This is a genomic window from Ignavibacteriales bacterium (assembly GCA_026390575.1).
In the GTDB taxonomy this organism is placed as follows: Bacteria; Bacteroidota; Ignavibacteria; order UBA10030; family UBA10030; genus Fen-1298.
On sequence record JAPLFR010000009.1, the window covers coordinates 190,224 to 207,814 of the forward strand.

Below are 17,591 nucleotides of genomic sequence, written 5' to 3' on the forward strand. Positions count from 1 at the left end.
GAGAGCCGAGAACGAATGACTTTGTGGGAGCGGTGGAAGAAGCGGTTGGACATCTGAAGTAGTAATAAGTGATCATGCGCCAGTCCTCCCTCCCGATAGCGCGTTGGCATTCTTAATCCCCGGCGTTTGGTAGAGCGCTGGGGATTTTTGTTTCCGACTTATGTTTCTTGCATTTGCTACGAAGTTGAAGTACTATTAATCAAATTTGCCAGCAAATAGACCAAGGTGATTCCAGAGAACTACTGATGGCGAGCAACATACAAAACCTTTCCGAGCGTGATATTTGCACTAAATTTATCACTCCTGCAATTGTGAAAGCAGGATGGGATATCCAGACTCAATTGATGGAAGAAGTTTCGTTCACTGCTGGCAAGATCTATGTAAAAGGTAAGCTTACATGTCGCGGCGAAAAGAAGCGCGCAGACTACATCTTGTATTATAAATCCAATATTCCGATAGCAATTGTTGAAGCAAAGGATGCTAATAATACTGTCTCGGGCGGTATCCAACAGGCGTTGGTATATTCTAAAATCTTAGATATTCCCTTCGTTTTCAGCAGCAATGGTACTGGATTCTATTTTCACGACAAGACCGCAAGCGGTGAATCAATTGAAAAGACACTCCCATTAGATGGTTTTCCGTCACCGGATGAACTGTGGGCGAAATATAAAGCATACAAAGGCCTCCAAGATCCAACAGTTGAGAAGATTGTTGAGCAAGATTATTACCCTGACAGCTTCGACCGGAAGCCACGTTATTATCAACAGATTGCCATTAATAGAACGATTGAAGCAATAGCGAAAGGTGAAAAGCGCGTTCTCCTTGTGATGGCGACTGGCACAGGAAAAACCTATACTGCATTCCAAATAGCTTATAGATTATGGAAAGCAGGTGCGAAGAAACGAATTCTATTCTTGGCCGACCGTACAGCGCTCATTGACCAGGCTCGCCGTAACGACTTCCGATACTTCCGAGATAAGATGACGGTGATTAAGAAGAAGGTAGTAGAGACACAGGGGAAGGAAACTCTTGTCTCGACTCATAAGCGCGGTATCGATAGCGCAGACAAAGCATACGAAGTATTTCTGGGCTTATATCAAGGACTTTCGAGCACTGATGATAATATCAAGGATGCATACAAAGATTTCTCCGCGGATTTCTTTGATCTGGTCATCGTTGATGAGTGTCATCGTGGAAGCGCTAAAGATGATAGCGCTTGGAGAGAGATACTTACTTATTTCTCAAATGCCACTCATATTGGATTAACTGCAACTCCAAAAGAAACAGACGTTACTTCCAACAGCGAATACTTTGGCGAACCGATTTACACTTATTCACTCAAGCAAGGTATAGACGATGGGTTTCTTGCTCCATACAAGGTTGTACGTATCGGTTTGAATGTTGATCTTGATGGATGGAGGCCGCCGAAGGGATACTTGGACAAAGATGGTAATCCTGTCGAAGATCGAATCTATAATCGTAAAGATTTTGATCGCAATATTGTTATTGATGAACGCAGAAAACTCGTTGCAAAGAAGATAACAGAGTTCTTAACGGGGGGAACTCGTTTTGAAAAGACTATCATGTTCTGTGTTGATATTGAGCATGCTCAAGGAATGCGTAATGAGTTAGTGGCAGTGAATAGCGATCTTGTTGCGGAAAATGATAAGTACGTTATGCAAATAACGGGAGATAATAATGAAGGAAAGATGCAGCTGGATAATTTCACTAACCCCGAAGAGAAATATCCTGTTATTGCAACAACGTCAAAACTCATGACGACCGGAATTGATGCACAGACTTGTAAAGTTATTGTGCTGGATAGCAACATTCAGTCTATGACGGAGTTCAAACAGATCATTGGGCGTGGTACCCGAATTAATGAGGACTATGGAAAGCGATACTTTACCATTTTGGATTTTCGCAGTGTGACAGATCTCTTTGCGGATAAAGAGTTCGACGGTGATCCGGTGAAGGTAAAAGAAGTAAAAGAGGATGACGACATTTCTACTGTCGATGCAGAAACAAACACTGAAGAGATTGTTATTGATGAAGTATCAGGAAAAGAAGTTGTCTTTGAGAAACCAAAGGTGAAAGATGCCCTTTCTGAGCATTCGGATAAACTGCACGAGAAACGAAAGAAGATTTATGTAAATAATGTTGATGTATCAGTTCTGCTTATTCGTGAGACCTACTTTGATGAATATGGAAAGCCAATCACATCAAGTCTGAAAGACTTTACAAAACAAAAGATTGAACATTCGTTTAAGTCACTTGATGATTTTTTACAACGATGGAATAGTGCTGACCGTAAAGAGGTATTGATTGAGGAATTGAAACAGCAGGGCATTCTCGTGGATGAATTGCAGGAAGCTGTGAACAAAGATCTCGATCTCTTCGATATTATTTGCCACATTGCATTCGATAAACCGCCGCTAACAAGGAGAGAGCGTGCGGAAAATGTGAAGAAGCGTAACTATTTTACAAAATATGGCAATCAGGCACGTGCAGTACTTGAAAAACTGCTTGAAAAGTATGCCACTGAAGGAATAGAAAATCTTGAATCGATGGAAGTTCTCAAAGTGCCTCCGTTTGATGAATTTGGTTCAGTAACTCAGATTATAAGTCTCTTTGGCAATAAAGAAAACTATCTTACCGCAGTTAAAGAATTAGAACAACAACTCTATAGTTCGGCAGCGTAATCTATGTCCCACAACATTTCCGGTGTAATTAAATCTATCCGTGACATTATGCGTGAAGATCGTGGCGTAAGCGGCGACGGTCAACGCATTGAGCAGCTTGCTTGGATGCTCTTCTTAAAAATCTTTGACGATAACGACAAGGACCTTGAACTGAGGAAGGATACCTACAAATCTCCTATTCCAAAGAAATATCAATGGCGTCATTGGGCGGAAAATACCGAAGGAATAACGGGGGATGAGCTTTCAAAATTTGTCGATCAGGAATTGTTTCCAGCACTCAGGGAGTTAAGGCCTGCAACAAAACGTGCATATTTAGTGCGCGAGGCGTTTGAAGGCAATAACAACTACATGAAGAGCGGTACCAACATCCGTAAGGTGTTGAACAAACTTGATGAACTTGATTTTAATGTTGCTACTGAACGGCATCTGTTCGGTGAAATGTATGAAACCATACTGCGTGAATTGCAAAATGCCGGAGATTACGGCGAGTTCTATACACCACGTGCAGTAACGCAGTTTATGACGGATATGGTGAACCCGAAACTTGGCGAAGTGGTGTTTGACCTCGCGTGCGGAACAGGCGGATTTTTAACCTGCACCATTGAGCATTTGAAGAAGCAGATCAAGAATGTTCACGACAGACGGATACTGCAAGAGACTGTCCGCGGCAATGAATACAAACCGCTTCCATATCTGTTGGCTATTACCAACCTTCTCCTTCACGATATTGAAGAGCCGGATATTACTTACATCGATAGCTTGGGAAGAGAACTGACGAGTTACAAAGAAAGGGAGCGTGTAGATGTTATTCTTGCGAATCCGCCGTTTGGTGCAACGGTTTCCAACAATAATGAAAAGAATTTTCCTCAAACGTACAGAACAAAAGAGAGTGCCGATCTTTTTCTCATTCTCTTCGTTCATCTGCTTAAAGATGGAGGACGTGCGGCGATTGTATTGCCGGATGGTTCGTTGACAGGTGAGGGCATAAAACAACGTATCCGTGAGAAACTGTTAACCGATTGCAACCTCCATACCATTATACGATTGCCAAACTCCGTATTTCAACCCTATGCAACAGTAGCGACCAATTTATTGTTCTTCACGAAAGGTAAGCCGACAAAGGAGGTTTGGTATTATCAACACCGATTACCAGAAGGGCAAAAGGCATATAACAAGACACGACCGATACAGTTAAAAGAGTTTGATCCGATAAAAAAATGGTGGAAGAAACGAGAAGAGAGTGAGATTTGTTGGAAGGTTAATATTGATACAATCAAAGAACGTGGATTTGATTTGGATATAAAGAATCCAACGGTTGTTGAGGAGGAATTAGAATTTACGAGTGGTGAATTGATTGAGAAAATTCAAGAGTCATTTAGGATGTCATCTGAAATATTGAATCAACTAAAATCAAGATAGTGAAACCTCAAATAAAATATATTCCTTTATCTTTCCTTACTTCAGAAACCGAAATAAAAAAACAGCTTAGGAATACAGTCGTATTTTCTCATTTACTTGACCAATATGAAACAACCACTCTTTCAAATTATCTTGTAAATTCGCAATATGGATATACGGCTTCGGCTGCTGCAACTGGAGCTCATAAACTTGTAAGAATTACTGACATCAATGATGGTATGGTTGATTGGGCGAGTGTCCCATCTTGCGATTGTGATTCGCATGAACAATATCTCTTGAAGGAAAATGATATTTTAATTGCACGCACAGGCGGAACAACAGGAATAACGTTCTTGGTTAAGAATCCACCAAACAATGCAATATTTGCGAGCTACTTAATACGACTGCGAGTTAGCAATGATAATTCTGCAGAATTTATCTATGCCTATTTGAACTCATATATATTTTGGAGTCAAATAACAAAACTAAAATCTGGTTCTGCACAGCCTAATGTCAATGCTGAAAAAATAAAGTTACTGGTTATCCCAAAGTGTGACAAGACAGTCCAAGGAAAGGTAATCCAATCTTTAAATAATTGTGCTGATGAGGAGGTTTATCGGAATCTTACAGATGGTATAGAACACATTGAAAATCAATTTGATAAAGTTCGGAGTTTGTCTAATGAAATCTCTCACCAACAATCTCTTCTCAAAAAATTACGGCAAGCGATATTGCAGGAGGCAGTGCAAGGAAAACTCGTACCGCAAGATCCAAACGACGAACCTGCGAGCGAATTGCTCAATCGCATAAAATCCGAAAAAGAAAAACTCATTGCCGAAGGAAAGCTCCGAAAAGAAAAGCCTCTCCCACTAATAAAAGAAGAGGAAATACCTTTTGCACTTCCAAAGGGTTGGGTGTGGTGTAGGTTGGGGGATTGTTCAATCAATCGAGATGAAGATCGCATTCCAGTAGCACGTAATGACAGAGTAATGAAAGAGAAACTTTATGATTACTACGGTGCATCGGGTGTAATCGATAAAATAGATCATTATACACATGACGGAGAATTTTTATTAATAGGTGAAGATGGTGCAAATCTTGTTGCAAGATCGACGTCAGTGGCTTTTATAGCAAAAGGGAAATTTTGGGTTAACAACCATGCCCATGTTTTGAAATTCATTGATCATAGTACACTCCAATACACAGAAATATTCGTTAATGCAATTGACTTGAAACCTTATATCACAGGCGGTTTTCAACCAAAATTAAGTCAAGCCAATCTAAATAATATTAATATAGCATTTCCACCGTTAGCAGCTCAAGAAAGAATTGTTCAAAAAGTTAATTTGCTTTTTAGTAATTGTGACCAACTCGAAAAACAAATCGAAGAGAATACGAAGCACTCAGAGATGTTATTGCAAGCGGTGTTAAAAGAGGCGTTTGAAACAAAAACTGTCTATAAAACTCCAGAACATGTCTATCGGATGGTAGCAGAAAAGAAATGAATCGATTAAACAGCATAGAAGCTGTTGAGAAAGTTTATGAGACAGGCTGCAGGCCGCTCCTTGTTCATGCTAGTGATCTGAATTTCTATGTGTGTAAATACCATATATTGGGCAAGTCAGCTGATAAACTGTTCAGAGAGTATGTTGCAGCATCATTTGCAAAAGAGTGGGGAATACGTGTCCCTGAATTTTCAGCAGTGACACTAAGAAAGGACCATCTTCCACCTGAACTTGGAATTCGTTCTATCAATCTCAAATACCCATGTTTCGGATCGCTTTATAATCGTGAGTATAAGGAAATAGATCAATTTCTCTATGCAATGTCGAATTACGAAAAGAGAAAATTCGCAAATCCCAATGAGTTTCTTACAATCGCTTTCTTTGATTTGTGGTTAAGCAATGAAGACCGTCATTCGGGAAACTTTAACTTATTCCTTTCTGTTGAAGATGATGGAACTCATTTAGTAGCATTTGATCATGAAAGCATATTCAATAATGGTAATCTCGAAAGAGGGCTAACAGTACTTACAGAGGAAGAAACGCTATTATCAAGCCCGCTTCTTTTACGGATTTTTAGCCGAAAAGAGCTTGCCGATCAAGACCGTGTTGCATTGCTGAAGAAGAAGTGGTACGTTTCAATAAACCAATGTAAAGAAGTTCTTGAAACCATTCTAGGGCAGACACCAAATGAATGGCATATCGATCTTGAGACTCAACTTTCCCTGATGAGAGAAAAATTATTTAGTGAACGATGGCTGGAAGAGTGCCATCAGAAATATTTAGAATTTATTCAATTTAATTTTAACAAAAGCCATGAAAACAATATATAGCATACTCTCAGCCCAGATTAGACCTGAAGTTCAGGAAAAAATAACCTTAGGGCTTTTACTCGCAAGTGAAGGAAAAGTGTTTTTTAACTACTCTCACGGCAAGTTGAAAGCTTTGAAACAACTTCTAAGCGATAATAGCTATTCCATTCTCCGAAGCACTTTGAAGAATATAGAACAAAATGCAATGATGGAAAGTGAGCAATCGGGAAGGTCGGAAGGACAACCAGTATTTGCTTCGGACATGATGCATAAGTTATTCTCAGAAGAATATATCAATTATCTAAGCAAGTATAATAATAATGTAATATCCTTTTCTGCTCCGAAACCGATACTTGTTCAAGCAACGCAGGAGATATTCCAGAAATTATATCAGCAATTTATTGATGATACAATATCGATCGTAGAAGGTGTGCCGCGGATAAACAGTTTTAATACATATAAGACAATACATGTATCCCAGTTGGAAAGACACTTCAATATTGACCGAGAATTGTCGGCTCCAGAAATTCCATATCTTATTGCGCCGGTTAAACTAGATTTGATTGGCAGAAATGAATATCCTGTATTTGCCAGGGAAATCGATCTAGATCAAAGAGTGAACATAATCGAATATGATTTGGCTCAGTTGTTTTTATTACGTTCTGCATTTGAAGGGCAGCGTCAAAATTCCTTCGGATATGTCGTCGCAAATGAACCTGAAGGAAAAAATACAAAAAACTTTCAGATCTGGAAGCAACTAAGAGAAAACTTTCCTTTTGAGTATGTCGATACGTCGGAATGTGGAAGAATTCTTGAGTATGCAGAAAAACACGGCGTCAAACCATTGATTCAGCAAAATAAAGAGACTGCCTTTTAATCTTTATTTACCTCAATATTCAAAAACCATTGCGTCCGTAGTTGTTCCCTCACCTTGTCTTTCCTGCCAAAAAGCCGTACCTTACTAAATATGGCATTTCTTGATCTGGCGACAGGTCAAGTTTTTTTTTATAATAGTGGACAGAACAAAGACGCATCTGTCTTTTGCATGTATGCATTCTCTCGAAGTAAAACTTGAAAAATACAATCAGCGTCATCGGTTAATAGCACCGGTGCAATCCGTTCTTCTTGCGGTAAGCGGCGGCGTGGATTCAATGGTTATGCTTCATCTGTTCTCAAGAGTTCGTGAACGACTGAAACTGAAGCTTTCGGTTATTCACGTCAATCACCAATTGCGCGGTGAAGAATCGATGGGGGATGAAAAATTCGTCATGGAGATGTCGAATTTTTATCACATTCCATTCTCTTGTGAGCGAATCGATGTGATGTCGTATGCTCATGAGCTTGGACTTTCAAAACAACTTGCTGCCCGCTGTCTTCGTTATGAATGCTTCGAACGTATCCGCGTCCAAGCAGGCACAGATACGGTTGCCACAGCACACCACGCGGATGATAATGCAGAAACAGTGCTTCTCAACATAATGCGAGGAACCGGCATTCACGGTTTGGCGGGAATCCCACCGAAACGCGAGACAGGTTGTATTATTCGTCCGTTACTTTTTGCAACACGAAAAGAGATTGAAACGTATGCGGTAGAGCAGGGCATCACGTACCGAAATGATTCGTCAAATCGTTCGCTTGCATATCGAAGGAACGAACTGCGGCACAACATTCTTCCAATACTGCAGAAGAGTCATCCCAAGATCGTCAAGACCTTAAATCAAATTGCCGGCACGATGTTGGACGTAAACGAAAAAATGCGAAGAATTGTTGATGAAACAATGCGTGCTCTCATCCAAAAAGATCCACAGGGGCGCTTAACGTTACATGTGGAAAAACTGAAGTTGGAACCGGATTTTCTGTGGGATGAAATTTTTGTTGAAGTCCTTCATCGGTTGGGTATTGAACCGACAGAAAAGAAAGTGAGTGCGCTTCACCGGCTTTGCACTCAACCAACAGGACGCAGTGTAGAATTAGGCAGCAGATTTGCATCATACCATGATCGCGAGTATGTTGTTTTCAAAATCACAGACGACGAACAATTGAAGAGCAGAAAAGTTGAATTTGGCAAAAGCTACGACTACAAAAATTGTCTTATTTCGATCAGTACACCGGAACGCGTGCCATCCGCCTTTGCCGGAACGCATGAAGTTGAATACATCGATGCCGAGCGATTAGGCCAACAACTTGTTTTGCGCACTTGGCAGAGCGGTGATTGGTTTATTCCGCTTGGCATGAAAACGAAAAAAAAGTTGAGCGATTTCTTTACAGATCAAAAAGTACCGCGGTATCAAAAATCTTCCATTCCTGTTCTAGAATCTGACGGCACTATCGTGTGGATTTGCGGCAAACGGTTAGACGATCGATTCAAATTGACCGATCGGACACACACAGCAATTCGGCTTACCTGTCAACCATCAACAAGAGCTCACCATGTCTGAATTCATAAAAATCAATGGCGATACATTTGAACCTTTCATTACGGAAGAGCAAATCCGTAACCGCATTCAAGAACTCGCTGCGCGCATCAATACCGACTATGCGGGAAAGACGCCAATATTTATTGGTGTCTTAAACGGTTCGTTCATTTTCCTTGCCGATCTCATTCGCGAGATTACTGTCGATTGCGAGATGGATTTCTTCAAGCTCTCGAGCTATGGCGATGCTAAAATTTCCTCCGGACAAGTAAAGCTATTGAAGAACCTCAATTGTGAGGTGGCGGGGCGTGATATCATTGTTGTAGAAGATATTGTTGACTCTGGCCTCTCTATTGCCTTCATTAAAAATATCATTGAAAAAGAAAATCCAAAGTCACTGAAGCTCGTCTCTCTCTTGTTAAAAAAAAGCGTGGCGAAAATTGACTTTCCGGTTGATTATGTTGGATTCGAAATTCCGCCGGATTTCGTCATTGGCTATGGCTTGGACTACGCGCAAAAAGTTCGTAACTTGAAATCAATTTATCGGCTTAATCCGCAAGGAACTATCAAGCCAGAGTAAGTGTGTGCCCGACCATGGAGTTTGAAATGAGTACCGATATGCAGGATGATAACAAAGAAAAAAAGAACCAGAACGCACCTCAGAAAAAACGTTCGGCACCTCCCTTTTTCCCAAAACGGCCGATGAAACAGCCGCGAGAAGAGGAATCGCCGTGGGGAAAATTTGGAAAAGTTATATTGAGCTGGATTGCCATTATTCTTGCAGTATTTCTTTTCATGTGGATGTTCCGTACGAATGAGGAAACGGAATATGAAGTCAACTTTACGACCTTCCAGCAATTACTGAACGATCAAAAGTTCAGTGATGCATCAGTGAAGATAAGCGGGTATGCCATTTTCGATTTTCATGGGAAACTGAAAGACCCGATGGATATTCAAACAGCCAGCGGTAAGACTGCACGCAACGCAACGCGAATTACACTGACGCTTCCCTATACGAATCTTGACGATGCACTTGTGACATCGTGGATGACAAAAGGTCTGAAGTTTCGAGTTGAAAAGGAAGACAATACGTGGATGAATGTCGCAGTCAGTATTTTGCCTTGGATTTTGCTCATTGGAATTTGGCTGTTCATTTTCCGGCGAATGCAAGGCAGTGCAGGCGGAGCAGGAGGAACGAAAGGATTGTTCTCGTTCGGTAAGAGCCGCGCAAAACTGTTAACAGAAGGATTGATGCAGGTAACGTTTGCCGACGTTGCAGGTGCGGACGAAGCTAAGGTAGAATTGCAGGAGATTATTGAGTTTCTGCGTGAGCCGGCGAAGTTTCAGCGGCTCGGTGGGAAAATCCCTAAGGGTGTATTGTTACTTGGTCCTCCGGGTACCGGCAAAACATTGCTTGCACGCGCGGTCGCGGGAGAAGCAGGCGTGCCGTTCTTCTCTATCAGCGGTGCGGACTTTGTGGAAATGTTCGTGGGAGTAGGTGCAAGCCGCGTGCGAGATTTATTTGAGCAAGGAAAAAGAAGTGCTCCTTGCATCATTTTCATCGATGAGATCGATGCTGTTGGCAGGCATCGCGGTGCCGGAATCGGCGGGGGACATGACGAGCGTGAACAGACGCTGAACCAGTTACTGGTAGAGATGGATGGCTTTGAGCAAAACACTGGTGTTATTATTATTGCTGCGACAAACCGCCCGGATGTTCTCGATCCCGCGTTGCTGCGACCAGGACGATTTGATCGGCAGATAGTTGTGGATCGGCCGGATGTGAAAGGACGCGAGGGGATTTTCCGAGTACATACGAAAAATATTCCGTTGTATGAGGATGTGCGATTAGATGTTCTTGCAAAAGGAACACCGGGGTTATCAGGTGCCGATATCGCTAATCTTGTGAACGAAGCCGCATTGCTTGCTGCACGGCAGAATAGTAAAGCTGTGGCAATGCATCACTTTGAAGAAGCGAAAGATAAAGTGATGATGGGAACGGAACGGAAGAGCATGCTTATTTCCGACAAAGAAAAGAAAGTAACTTCGTATCACGAATCAGGTCATGTGTTGGTAGCCCGGTGCCTGCCTGAAGCTGATCCAGTCCACAAGGTGACGATTATTCCGCGCGGGCGCGCACTTGGTGTGACAACGTACTTGCCAATTGACGAGAAACATACATACTCACGCGAATATCTTGAGGCAATGATCACGTATGCCCTTGGTGGACGCGCTGCAGAAAAGTTAGTCTTCAATCAATTTACCACAGGCGCCGGCAACGATATTGAACGCGCTACCGAACTTGCCCGTAAAATGGTGTGCGAATGGGGCATGAGTGATAAACTTGGCCCGTTGGCGTACGGTGCAAAAGAAGAAGAACTCTTTTTAGGACGTGAGGTTACTAAGACTCGCGCCTTCAGTGAAAACACTGCAATCGCTATCGATGCTGAAGTGCGATTAATTGTCATGCGAGCAATGAAACGTGCGGATAAAATCCTTAAGGAAAACGCAAAAATTCTTCATCGCCTGGCAAATGCATTGCTTGAGCGCGAAATCCTCGATTCAGAAGAAATAGATAAAATTATTCGCGGGGAAGAATTGCCGCCGGTTGACAAACATGTGAATGGAGCACAATCTGCTCAAACGGAATTACCGGAAGTGAAACCGTTACCAGCAAAGGTGAGTGTGCTGGCACCACCGGCAATAAGCGAAGAGAAAAAATCATAGTGCCTGACGCCGATGAGGAGAAATGGAGTGTGCGCGGTAGCGAGTTAAGGCATCTCGATCATACCGCAACCATCGATTACAAACATGAGTTGGTAAGGAAGGCAATTCATCTTTTTTCTCTTTCAATCCCTACTATTTATTTTTTTATCTCTAAGCAAATGGCACTTTACCTTCTTGTGCCAATTACAACGGTGTGCATCGTTATTGACGTAGCACGGCACTATATTCCAAGTGTTGCACGATGGTTTTACAAATGGTTTGGCTGGCTTCTGCGGCGGCACGAAACCGACGTCAACAAAAAAAGATTAAGCGGTGCGTCGAATGTGCTTATTTCAGCGTTGTTATGCGTACTCTTGTTTCCCAAAGTCATAGCACTTAACGCTTTTACTATTCTTATAATCTCGGATACTACTTCTGCCCTTATCGGCAGACGATTCGGCAGACATCGTTTTTTTGCTAAAAGTCTTGAAGGATCGTTGGCATTCTTTATCTCTGCTCTCCTCGTGATTCTCATTGCACCAAAGATTGACCAGCTTCCCATGGAATACTTCATCGGCTTCATAGCAGCAGCAATCGGTACTGTCGTCGAGGCACTTTCTGTTAAAATTGACGACAACATTTCAATTCCTCTCTCCGTTGGTTTCTCCCTCTGGCTACTTTATGCATGGCTTCTTCCAGGAATAAATCTTCTACGGTTAGTATAAATCGTTTTAAGACGCGTTATACGAGTGCTATTTCCTGCGTTTATAATAGGTTTTCTCGTGTACCGTCGGATGGAGAACTCTTGGCAAATTCAGCAAGTCCAGTGAGCCCTATTTCTGAATTGTATAACCGTAACAATTTGTAACGTTGTATTGAACATGAAAGGAGGAGCCTTTCCATGGATCAAGATTATTCTTGAGGAGGCTTCCATGGAAAGGCTTGAGAGGAAGACATATATTATTAAAGAGTTATAGTAACCTCGCCAGCTTCGATATTTTCTAATATTTCAGCAAGTTGTTCCGGTGTGATTGGTTTCGTTAATACAGCATATGCACCGTATTGCTTTAGTGCTTCGCGATTTGCATCGGAATCTTGTCCGGTGACGATAATGATTGGAATGTTGGCAGTCATCGGATCTGATTTCAATGTGCGAACCATTTCTTCGCCATTCATGTCTGGCATATCATTATCAGAAATAATCAATTTCGGATTAAAGTCGCGTGCGAGTTGCAACGCCTCTGCGCCATCCGATGCGTGCAGAATATTTGCATCTGGCAGCATTCGCTTGATATATCGTGTGTGCAACATCCGCATCCCGTGTTCATCATCAACGACGAGAATGTTCTCGCATGTTCCGGGCCGGCTTTTAGGAAGAGTAATAAGGAAGAGTGTTCCAGTGCCGGAATGACTTTTTACTTCAATCGTGCCATTATGTTTCGAAACAATTTCGTGAACAACCGGTAAACCAAGTCCAGTTCCTTTTTCACCCTGTAATCCTTTACGAGTATATTTCTCTTCGATCTTGAACAGCTTGTGTACATCTTCTTCAGGTATACCGATACCCGTATCGCGAACTCCAATAACCCATTGATCGTCCTGTTCTTCGATTAATTCTACAGTGATTGCACCGCCTGCTGGTGTGAACTTGAGAGAATTACCGATGAGATTTCCAAACACTTGTCCCAGCATATGCCTATCGCCGCGTACCGCTATATTTGCCGGCAATGTTGATTGCAGTTTCACTTGTTTCTGATGTGCAAGCCCCAAGAGAGAGTTAACACTCTTTTTAGCGATATCCTGCAAATCGATTTCTGTTTGTTCAAGTCGTGTATGTCCGGATTCTAAACGCGACCAATCAAGCAGCTTATTGACCAATGCAAGTTGATCCTGAGCTCCTTCTTGTATATACGCGACAAATTGTACTCGGTCTTCAGATGTGAGTTGATCATTTTCTTTTAAAAGGATATCGCAGAATCCCAGGATGCTGCTGAATGGAGAGCGAAGATCGTGTGAGAGGATTGAAAACAGTTTGTCTTTCTTCGCATTTAATTCAGCTAATGCATTCTTGGATTTTTCCAGCGCCCAGACATATTCCTGCAATTTCTTTTCCATCGCTTTGCGGGCAGTGATATCTTCTAATACACCTTCATAGCCGATCACTTTTCCGTTTTCATCATGTAAGGTACGGGCGTTTTCCAGCACGGTAAGAATTTTTCCACTTTTTCTTTTCAGGCTCAATTCGGCATTGACAACATATCCTTTTTTCTGCAGGGTCTCTGTTACTGTTTGACGTTCATCGGAATTACCATAGATGTCACTAGCGATATCAAGATCTGCAAGTTCAAAGAAATTGTTGTACCCAAGCAGTTTCAGCATAGCGCGATTAGCATTCATTAATTTTCCATCGACACTGCTTTGAAACATCGGCATCACCGAGTTTGCAAAGAGGCCGCGGTATTTCGATTCGCTTTCTGTAAGGGCATTTTGAGTGAGTTTTTCGATGGTGATATCGCGAAATCGTGAAAGCAGTAATACGCGTCCATCATCTGTCTCTATATAGGAATCATTAATTTCAACATTGATGGTGTGGTTTGTCCATAGTACTAATCTTCGTTCATAGTGCGATTCTGCTTGGCGCTCTTTGAAGTGTGATTCATAGTTGCGAATCATCTTCTCACGGTTTTCCACGTCGGCGTAAATACTGGTAAAGAGGTGACCGACCAGTTCTTCAGAGTTCCTTCCTACAAGCCGGCAAAATGCTGGATTGATAGCAACGATAATTCCATTGCCATCTGTTAGCCTCATTCCTTCATTTGAGTTCTCCCAGATGGATGTAAAAATCTTTGTGGCATTGCGCAGACTATTATTCGGAAAATTTTGCCTGTTTGACAGCATGACCGATCGTGCTGCCTGTGCGGTTGACGGTATGAACGGGATTATGTTGATACCACTTGTTGCTGCTTCCATTGTATCCTCCTTGAGACTTTTGTCTCACTCCTTTATTCTTTCTTCCAGAAAGTGGCACAAGGCGGGTACCGTAGGCATATCATTGATTACAGCCAAGAATCGAGGTTATTGAGAGTTATATCCTTGAAGATTCTACAATTGGAGGTGGAAGGAAAAGAATAAGACGCGTTAAGCTTTTTACTTGATGGGTAAATTCAAAAAAAGACTTTTAAAAGGCTCTTTGTATCCCCAAAAGGCGTAATTCCGAAATGCAATTGTTAGCATAGTTGTCAGATGATCGCACATTCTTTGTGATGTACGTTAAAATTCCCTAAAAAAGAGTTAGATCTATAACTTCATCATTGACATTCGTACATGCGTTTGTTATCATTTGGCAAAGATTAAATCCAACAAACTATCCATTTCGTCACGGGGGTACTATGAATTATTCCTCTACAGCTTTTCGGTTTACCGTGGTCTGTATTGTTGTGCTAACATTTTATTCAGTATCTACAATTACATTCGCACAACAATCTTCACAAATGGCGGGCGCTCCTGCTGGAACAGTAAGCCATTTAAAAAACAGTGTACCATCCAGCCTTAAGAAAATAACAAAGGCGACAAGAAGTGCGCGTACAAATACAGTACAATATACCACCACCACATATACATTTAGTGACATTACTATATTTTCCTATTTCGACAGTACTGATGTGATCATCACAAATAGTATTGGAGACACCGTAGGGGTTGCCTGGATGCGAGCAGATACTTTGTATTCTATTTCTCCCGGAACTGGCATTTACTCCATTAGTGGGAACAAAACATTTTCTGTTCTCATTGGAGATGCAATTACAAATTATGTGAATGGATATTTTGCCCTTAATGAGAGTGGTCGCGGTGTGAGCACAAAGTTCAATACATGGATGATGTTAGGAGGCGGTTTTGATCCGCATTTCATCGTGTTCGCTTATGAAGATGGCACTCAATATACTATAAAAAATCTACAGACAGGAGCATTTGTTTATGCAGGTTCTCTTAATGACGGCCAGTATCTAGATTTTCCGAATGTTGCAAGTATAGAACGACAAGCTTTGCAAGTCACCAGCAATAAACCTGTCTCTGTCCTTTCCTACACCGATCAAGATTATTACGTGCCTTCTTCAAATGGCAATTTTGCAGGTACGCTCTTCTATGGGTTTTCTGGATATTACTGGGAAAACTCAATTACGGTAACTTCTTATGCTGAAAATAATCATGTTCTGATAACCAATCTTGCAACGGGAGATACGATTGCTGATGCGACACTTGGCCTCTGGCAAGTAAAAACAATTGGTATTTACCAGGATACATTTTGGAAAATTGTTTCAACCGGCACGGTGACTGCAGCGAATATACCATTTGCCGGATGGACAGGTAGTTATTATTATATGGCACGCAGTGCGGATTCGACAGGTACAAATACCGGCAGAGCATATGTTATTCCAGCTATTGCAAGCACTATTTCAATTTCTTCATATGATGATAATAACCGAGTAAAAGTCACGCTCTTAGGAGATACTACATATCCGTACACATCTCCGTCTCTCGTTGCCGATACTCTTCTACAATCCGGTAAAGGATATATCTTTAATTCAAATTATGGCAACAATGTCTACAGAATTGAGGGAACAGGAAGAGTTTCAGTTTTACAATGTAACGGTAGTGCAGGAGCTGATTTTATGCCGTTAGGGTATGCATTAAATTTACCTGACCTCGCTATATCACAAAGTGATATCTCTTTTACACCCCCGGACAGCGTCTATCGCAGCGGCGATAAAATTCAAATTGGTGTCACCGTCTACAATTATGGAACACTGGATGTTTCCGATGTTCTTGTTGTGCTGTACGATGGAAATCCTGATGCAGGAACACCGCCTTCCATTGGAAGCTTTGTTGCTCCCTTGATTCCTGCGGGAGGAAACTATACAAAGACGATTTCTTATATCGTTCCGGTGAATGCGAAGTATCATAATATTTATGTCAGGGTAGATCCAAACAATTCAATTTCTGAATCGAATGAATCGAACAATACTTCATTCAGGCCTCTGAAATCGAATCAAGATCTGCTTCCGCCGCTTTCTGTGTACGTCACTGCACCTGAGGCTCTTGAACTTCTTGGTTCCGTTCTTACACCAAACCCATTTACTGTTCATGCAGATATTTTTAATACAGGGACAGTGAGTGCTGACGGAGTCCATATTCAACTGTTACTTTTTAATGGACTCGAAGCTGATTCAGGCTCAGTAGATACAACCATCGCCTCACTGGCCGCGCAAACCACGTTAGGACTCGATTGGAAAATCAATGCAAAGAAAGATTCATCCGGATTGAACCTTTACACAATCAGTATTAGCGGTACCAATGTTGTTTCAAAAGATGTCAATCGTGCTATCCTTGTACCGGATATCATTCCACCTGCCAAGCCGACGGGGCTGACTTTGACCATGCAGGTGAATAGTAAGGTGATGCTGACATGGACACAAAATGCAGAAAAAGATCTCGCTGGATATAAAATCTATTATTCATCTGATTTCAGCTTCGCTGGAACAGAGGCAAATGAAGGACCTTCTCCTGTTTCTGTTTCGACACTCGATACTGCATATCTTACAGGATTAACCGGCGGCACTACATATCGATTTAAAATATCTGCAATCGATCTTTCTAATAATGAAAGCGCCTACTCGGATACCGTTGCTGTTCAAACAACGATAGCAGGAGTATCGAGGGATCAATCGACAATCCCAACAAGCTATGCTCTCAACCAAAATTTTCCAAATCCATTTAATCCCAGTACTACGATTAAATTCGATTTGCCAAAAACAGGATTCACAACATTGAAAATTTATAATATGCTGGGACAGGAAATTGCTACGTTGGTCAATGATGTAAAACTTACCGGGCGTTATACCGTTCAATGGAATGGTTCGAATATGACTAGCGGGTTGTACTTCTACAAGCTCATTTCAGGAGAATTTATACAGGTGAAAAAGATGCAGTTCATTAAATAGTACGCGCTGCATAGCCGCAATCATTTGATTCTAGAAGAAGGAATGACTGCCCGTTTTT

At 41.7% G+C, this 17,591-nt stretch carries 10 protein-coding genes and 1 pseudogene; 10 read left to right on the plus strand and 1 reads right to left on the minus strand.

Annotated features, from left to right (window positions below):
• Positions 1-245: 245 nt before the first annotated feature.
• The 9 genes and pseudogenes from NTX44_09345 to NTX44_09385 all read left to right on the plus strand — a co-directional run bounded on the left by NTX44_09345 (position 246) and on the right by NTX44_09385 (position 12,259).
• Entirely contained in the window at positions 246-2,702 is a 2,457-nt protein-coding gene (locus NTX44_09345; protein ID MCX6121811.1) for a DEAD/DEAH box helicase family protein, read from the plus strand.
• 3 nt (positions 2,703-2,705) lie between these two features.
• Positions 2,706-4,121: a class I SAM-dependent DNA methyltransferase gene (locus NTX44_09350; protein ID MCX6121812.1), complete on the plus strand. Its 1,416-nt coding sequence runs from the start codon at positions 2,706-2,708 to the stop codon at positions 4,119-4,121.
• Positions 4,121-5,605 (plus strand): restriction endonuclease subunit S, encoded by a 1,485-nt coding sequence (locus NTX44_09355; protein ID MCX6121813.1) that lies wholly within the window; start codon positions 4,121-4,123, stop codon positions 5,603-5,605. The genes NTX44_09350 and NTX44_09355 overlap by 1 nt, the downstream gene beginning before the upstream one ends.
• The gene (locus NTX44_09360) at positions 5,602-6,435 is read left to right on the plus strand and encodes a hypothetical protein (protein ID MCX6121814.1); all 834 of its coding nucleotides are present in this window, start codon (positions 5,602-5,604) and stop codon (positions 6,433-6,435) included. The genes NTX44_09355 and NTX44_09360 overlap by 4 nt, the downstream gene beginning before the upstream one ends.
• A complete protein-coding gene (locus NTX44_09365) occupies positions 6,419-7,291 on the plus strand; it encodes a hypothetical protein (GenBank protein ID MCX6121815.1) in 873 nt (290 codons plus the stop codon). Before NTX44_09360 ends, NTX44_09365 begins: the two co-directional genes overlap by 17 nt.
• A 172-nt stretch (positions 7,292-7,463) precedes the next feature.
• A complete protein-coding gene (tilS, locus tag NTX44_09370; GenBank protein MCX6121816.1) occupies positions 7,464-8,852 on the plus strand; it encodes a tRNA lysidine(34) synthetase TilS in 1,389 nt (462 codons plus the stop codon).
• Positions 8,845-9,408, plus strand: coding sequence for a hypoxanthine phosphoribosyltransferase (gene hpt, locus NTX44_09375; protein MCX6121817.1), 564 nt, complete (start codon positions 8,845-8,847; stop codon positions 9,406-9,408). The genes tilS and hpt overlap by 8 nt, the downstream gene beginning before the upstream one ends.
• A 167-nt stretch (positions 9,409-9,575) precedes the next feature.
• Positions 9,576-11,435 (plus strand): annotated as a pseudogene (gene ftsH, locus NTX44_09380) (ATP-dependent zinc metalloprotease FtsH).
• 119 nt (positions 11,436-11,554) lie between these two features.
• Complete coding sequence (locus NTX44_09385; protein MCX6121818.1) at positions 11,555-12,259, plus strand: SEC59/DGK1/VTE5 family protein; 705 nt, start codon at positions 11,555-11,557, stop codon at positions 12,257-12,259.
• 238 nt (positions 12,260-12,497) lie between these two features.
• Here the strand turns inward: NTX44_09385 and NTX44_09390 are convergent, their stop codons facing one another.
• Positions 12,498-14,504 carry a PAS domain S-box protein gene (locus NTX44_09390; GenBank protein MCX6121819.1) on the minus strand — a complete coding sequence of 669 codons (2,007 nt, stop codon included), beginning with the start codon at positions 14,502-14,504 and terminating at the stop codon, positions 12,498-12,500.
• 419 nt (positions 14,505-14,923) lie between these two features.
• On the opposite strand from NTX44_09390, the gene NTX44_09395 reads away from it, so the two are divergent.
• Entirely contained in the window at positions 14,924-17,533 is a 2,610-nt protein-coding gene (locus NTX44_09395) for a T9SS type A sorting domain-containing protein (GenBank protein MCX6121820.1), read from the plus strand.
• Positions 17,534-17,591: the final 58 nt, after the last annotated feature.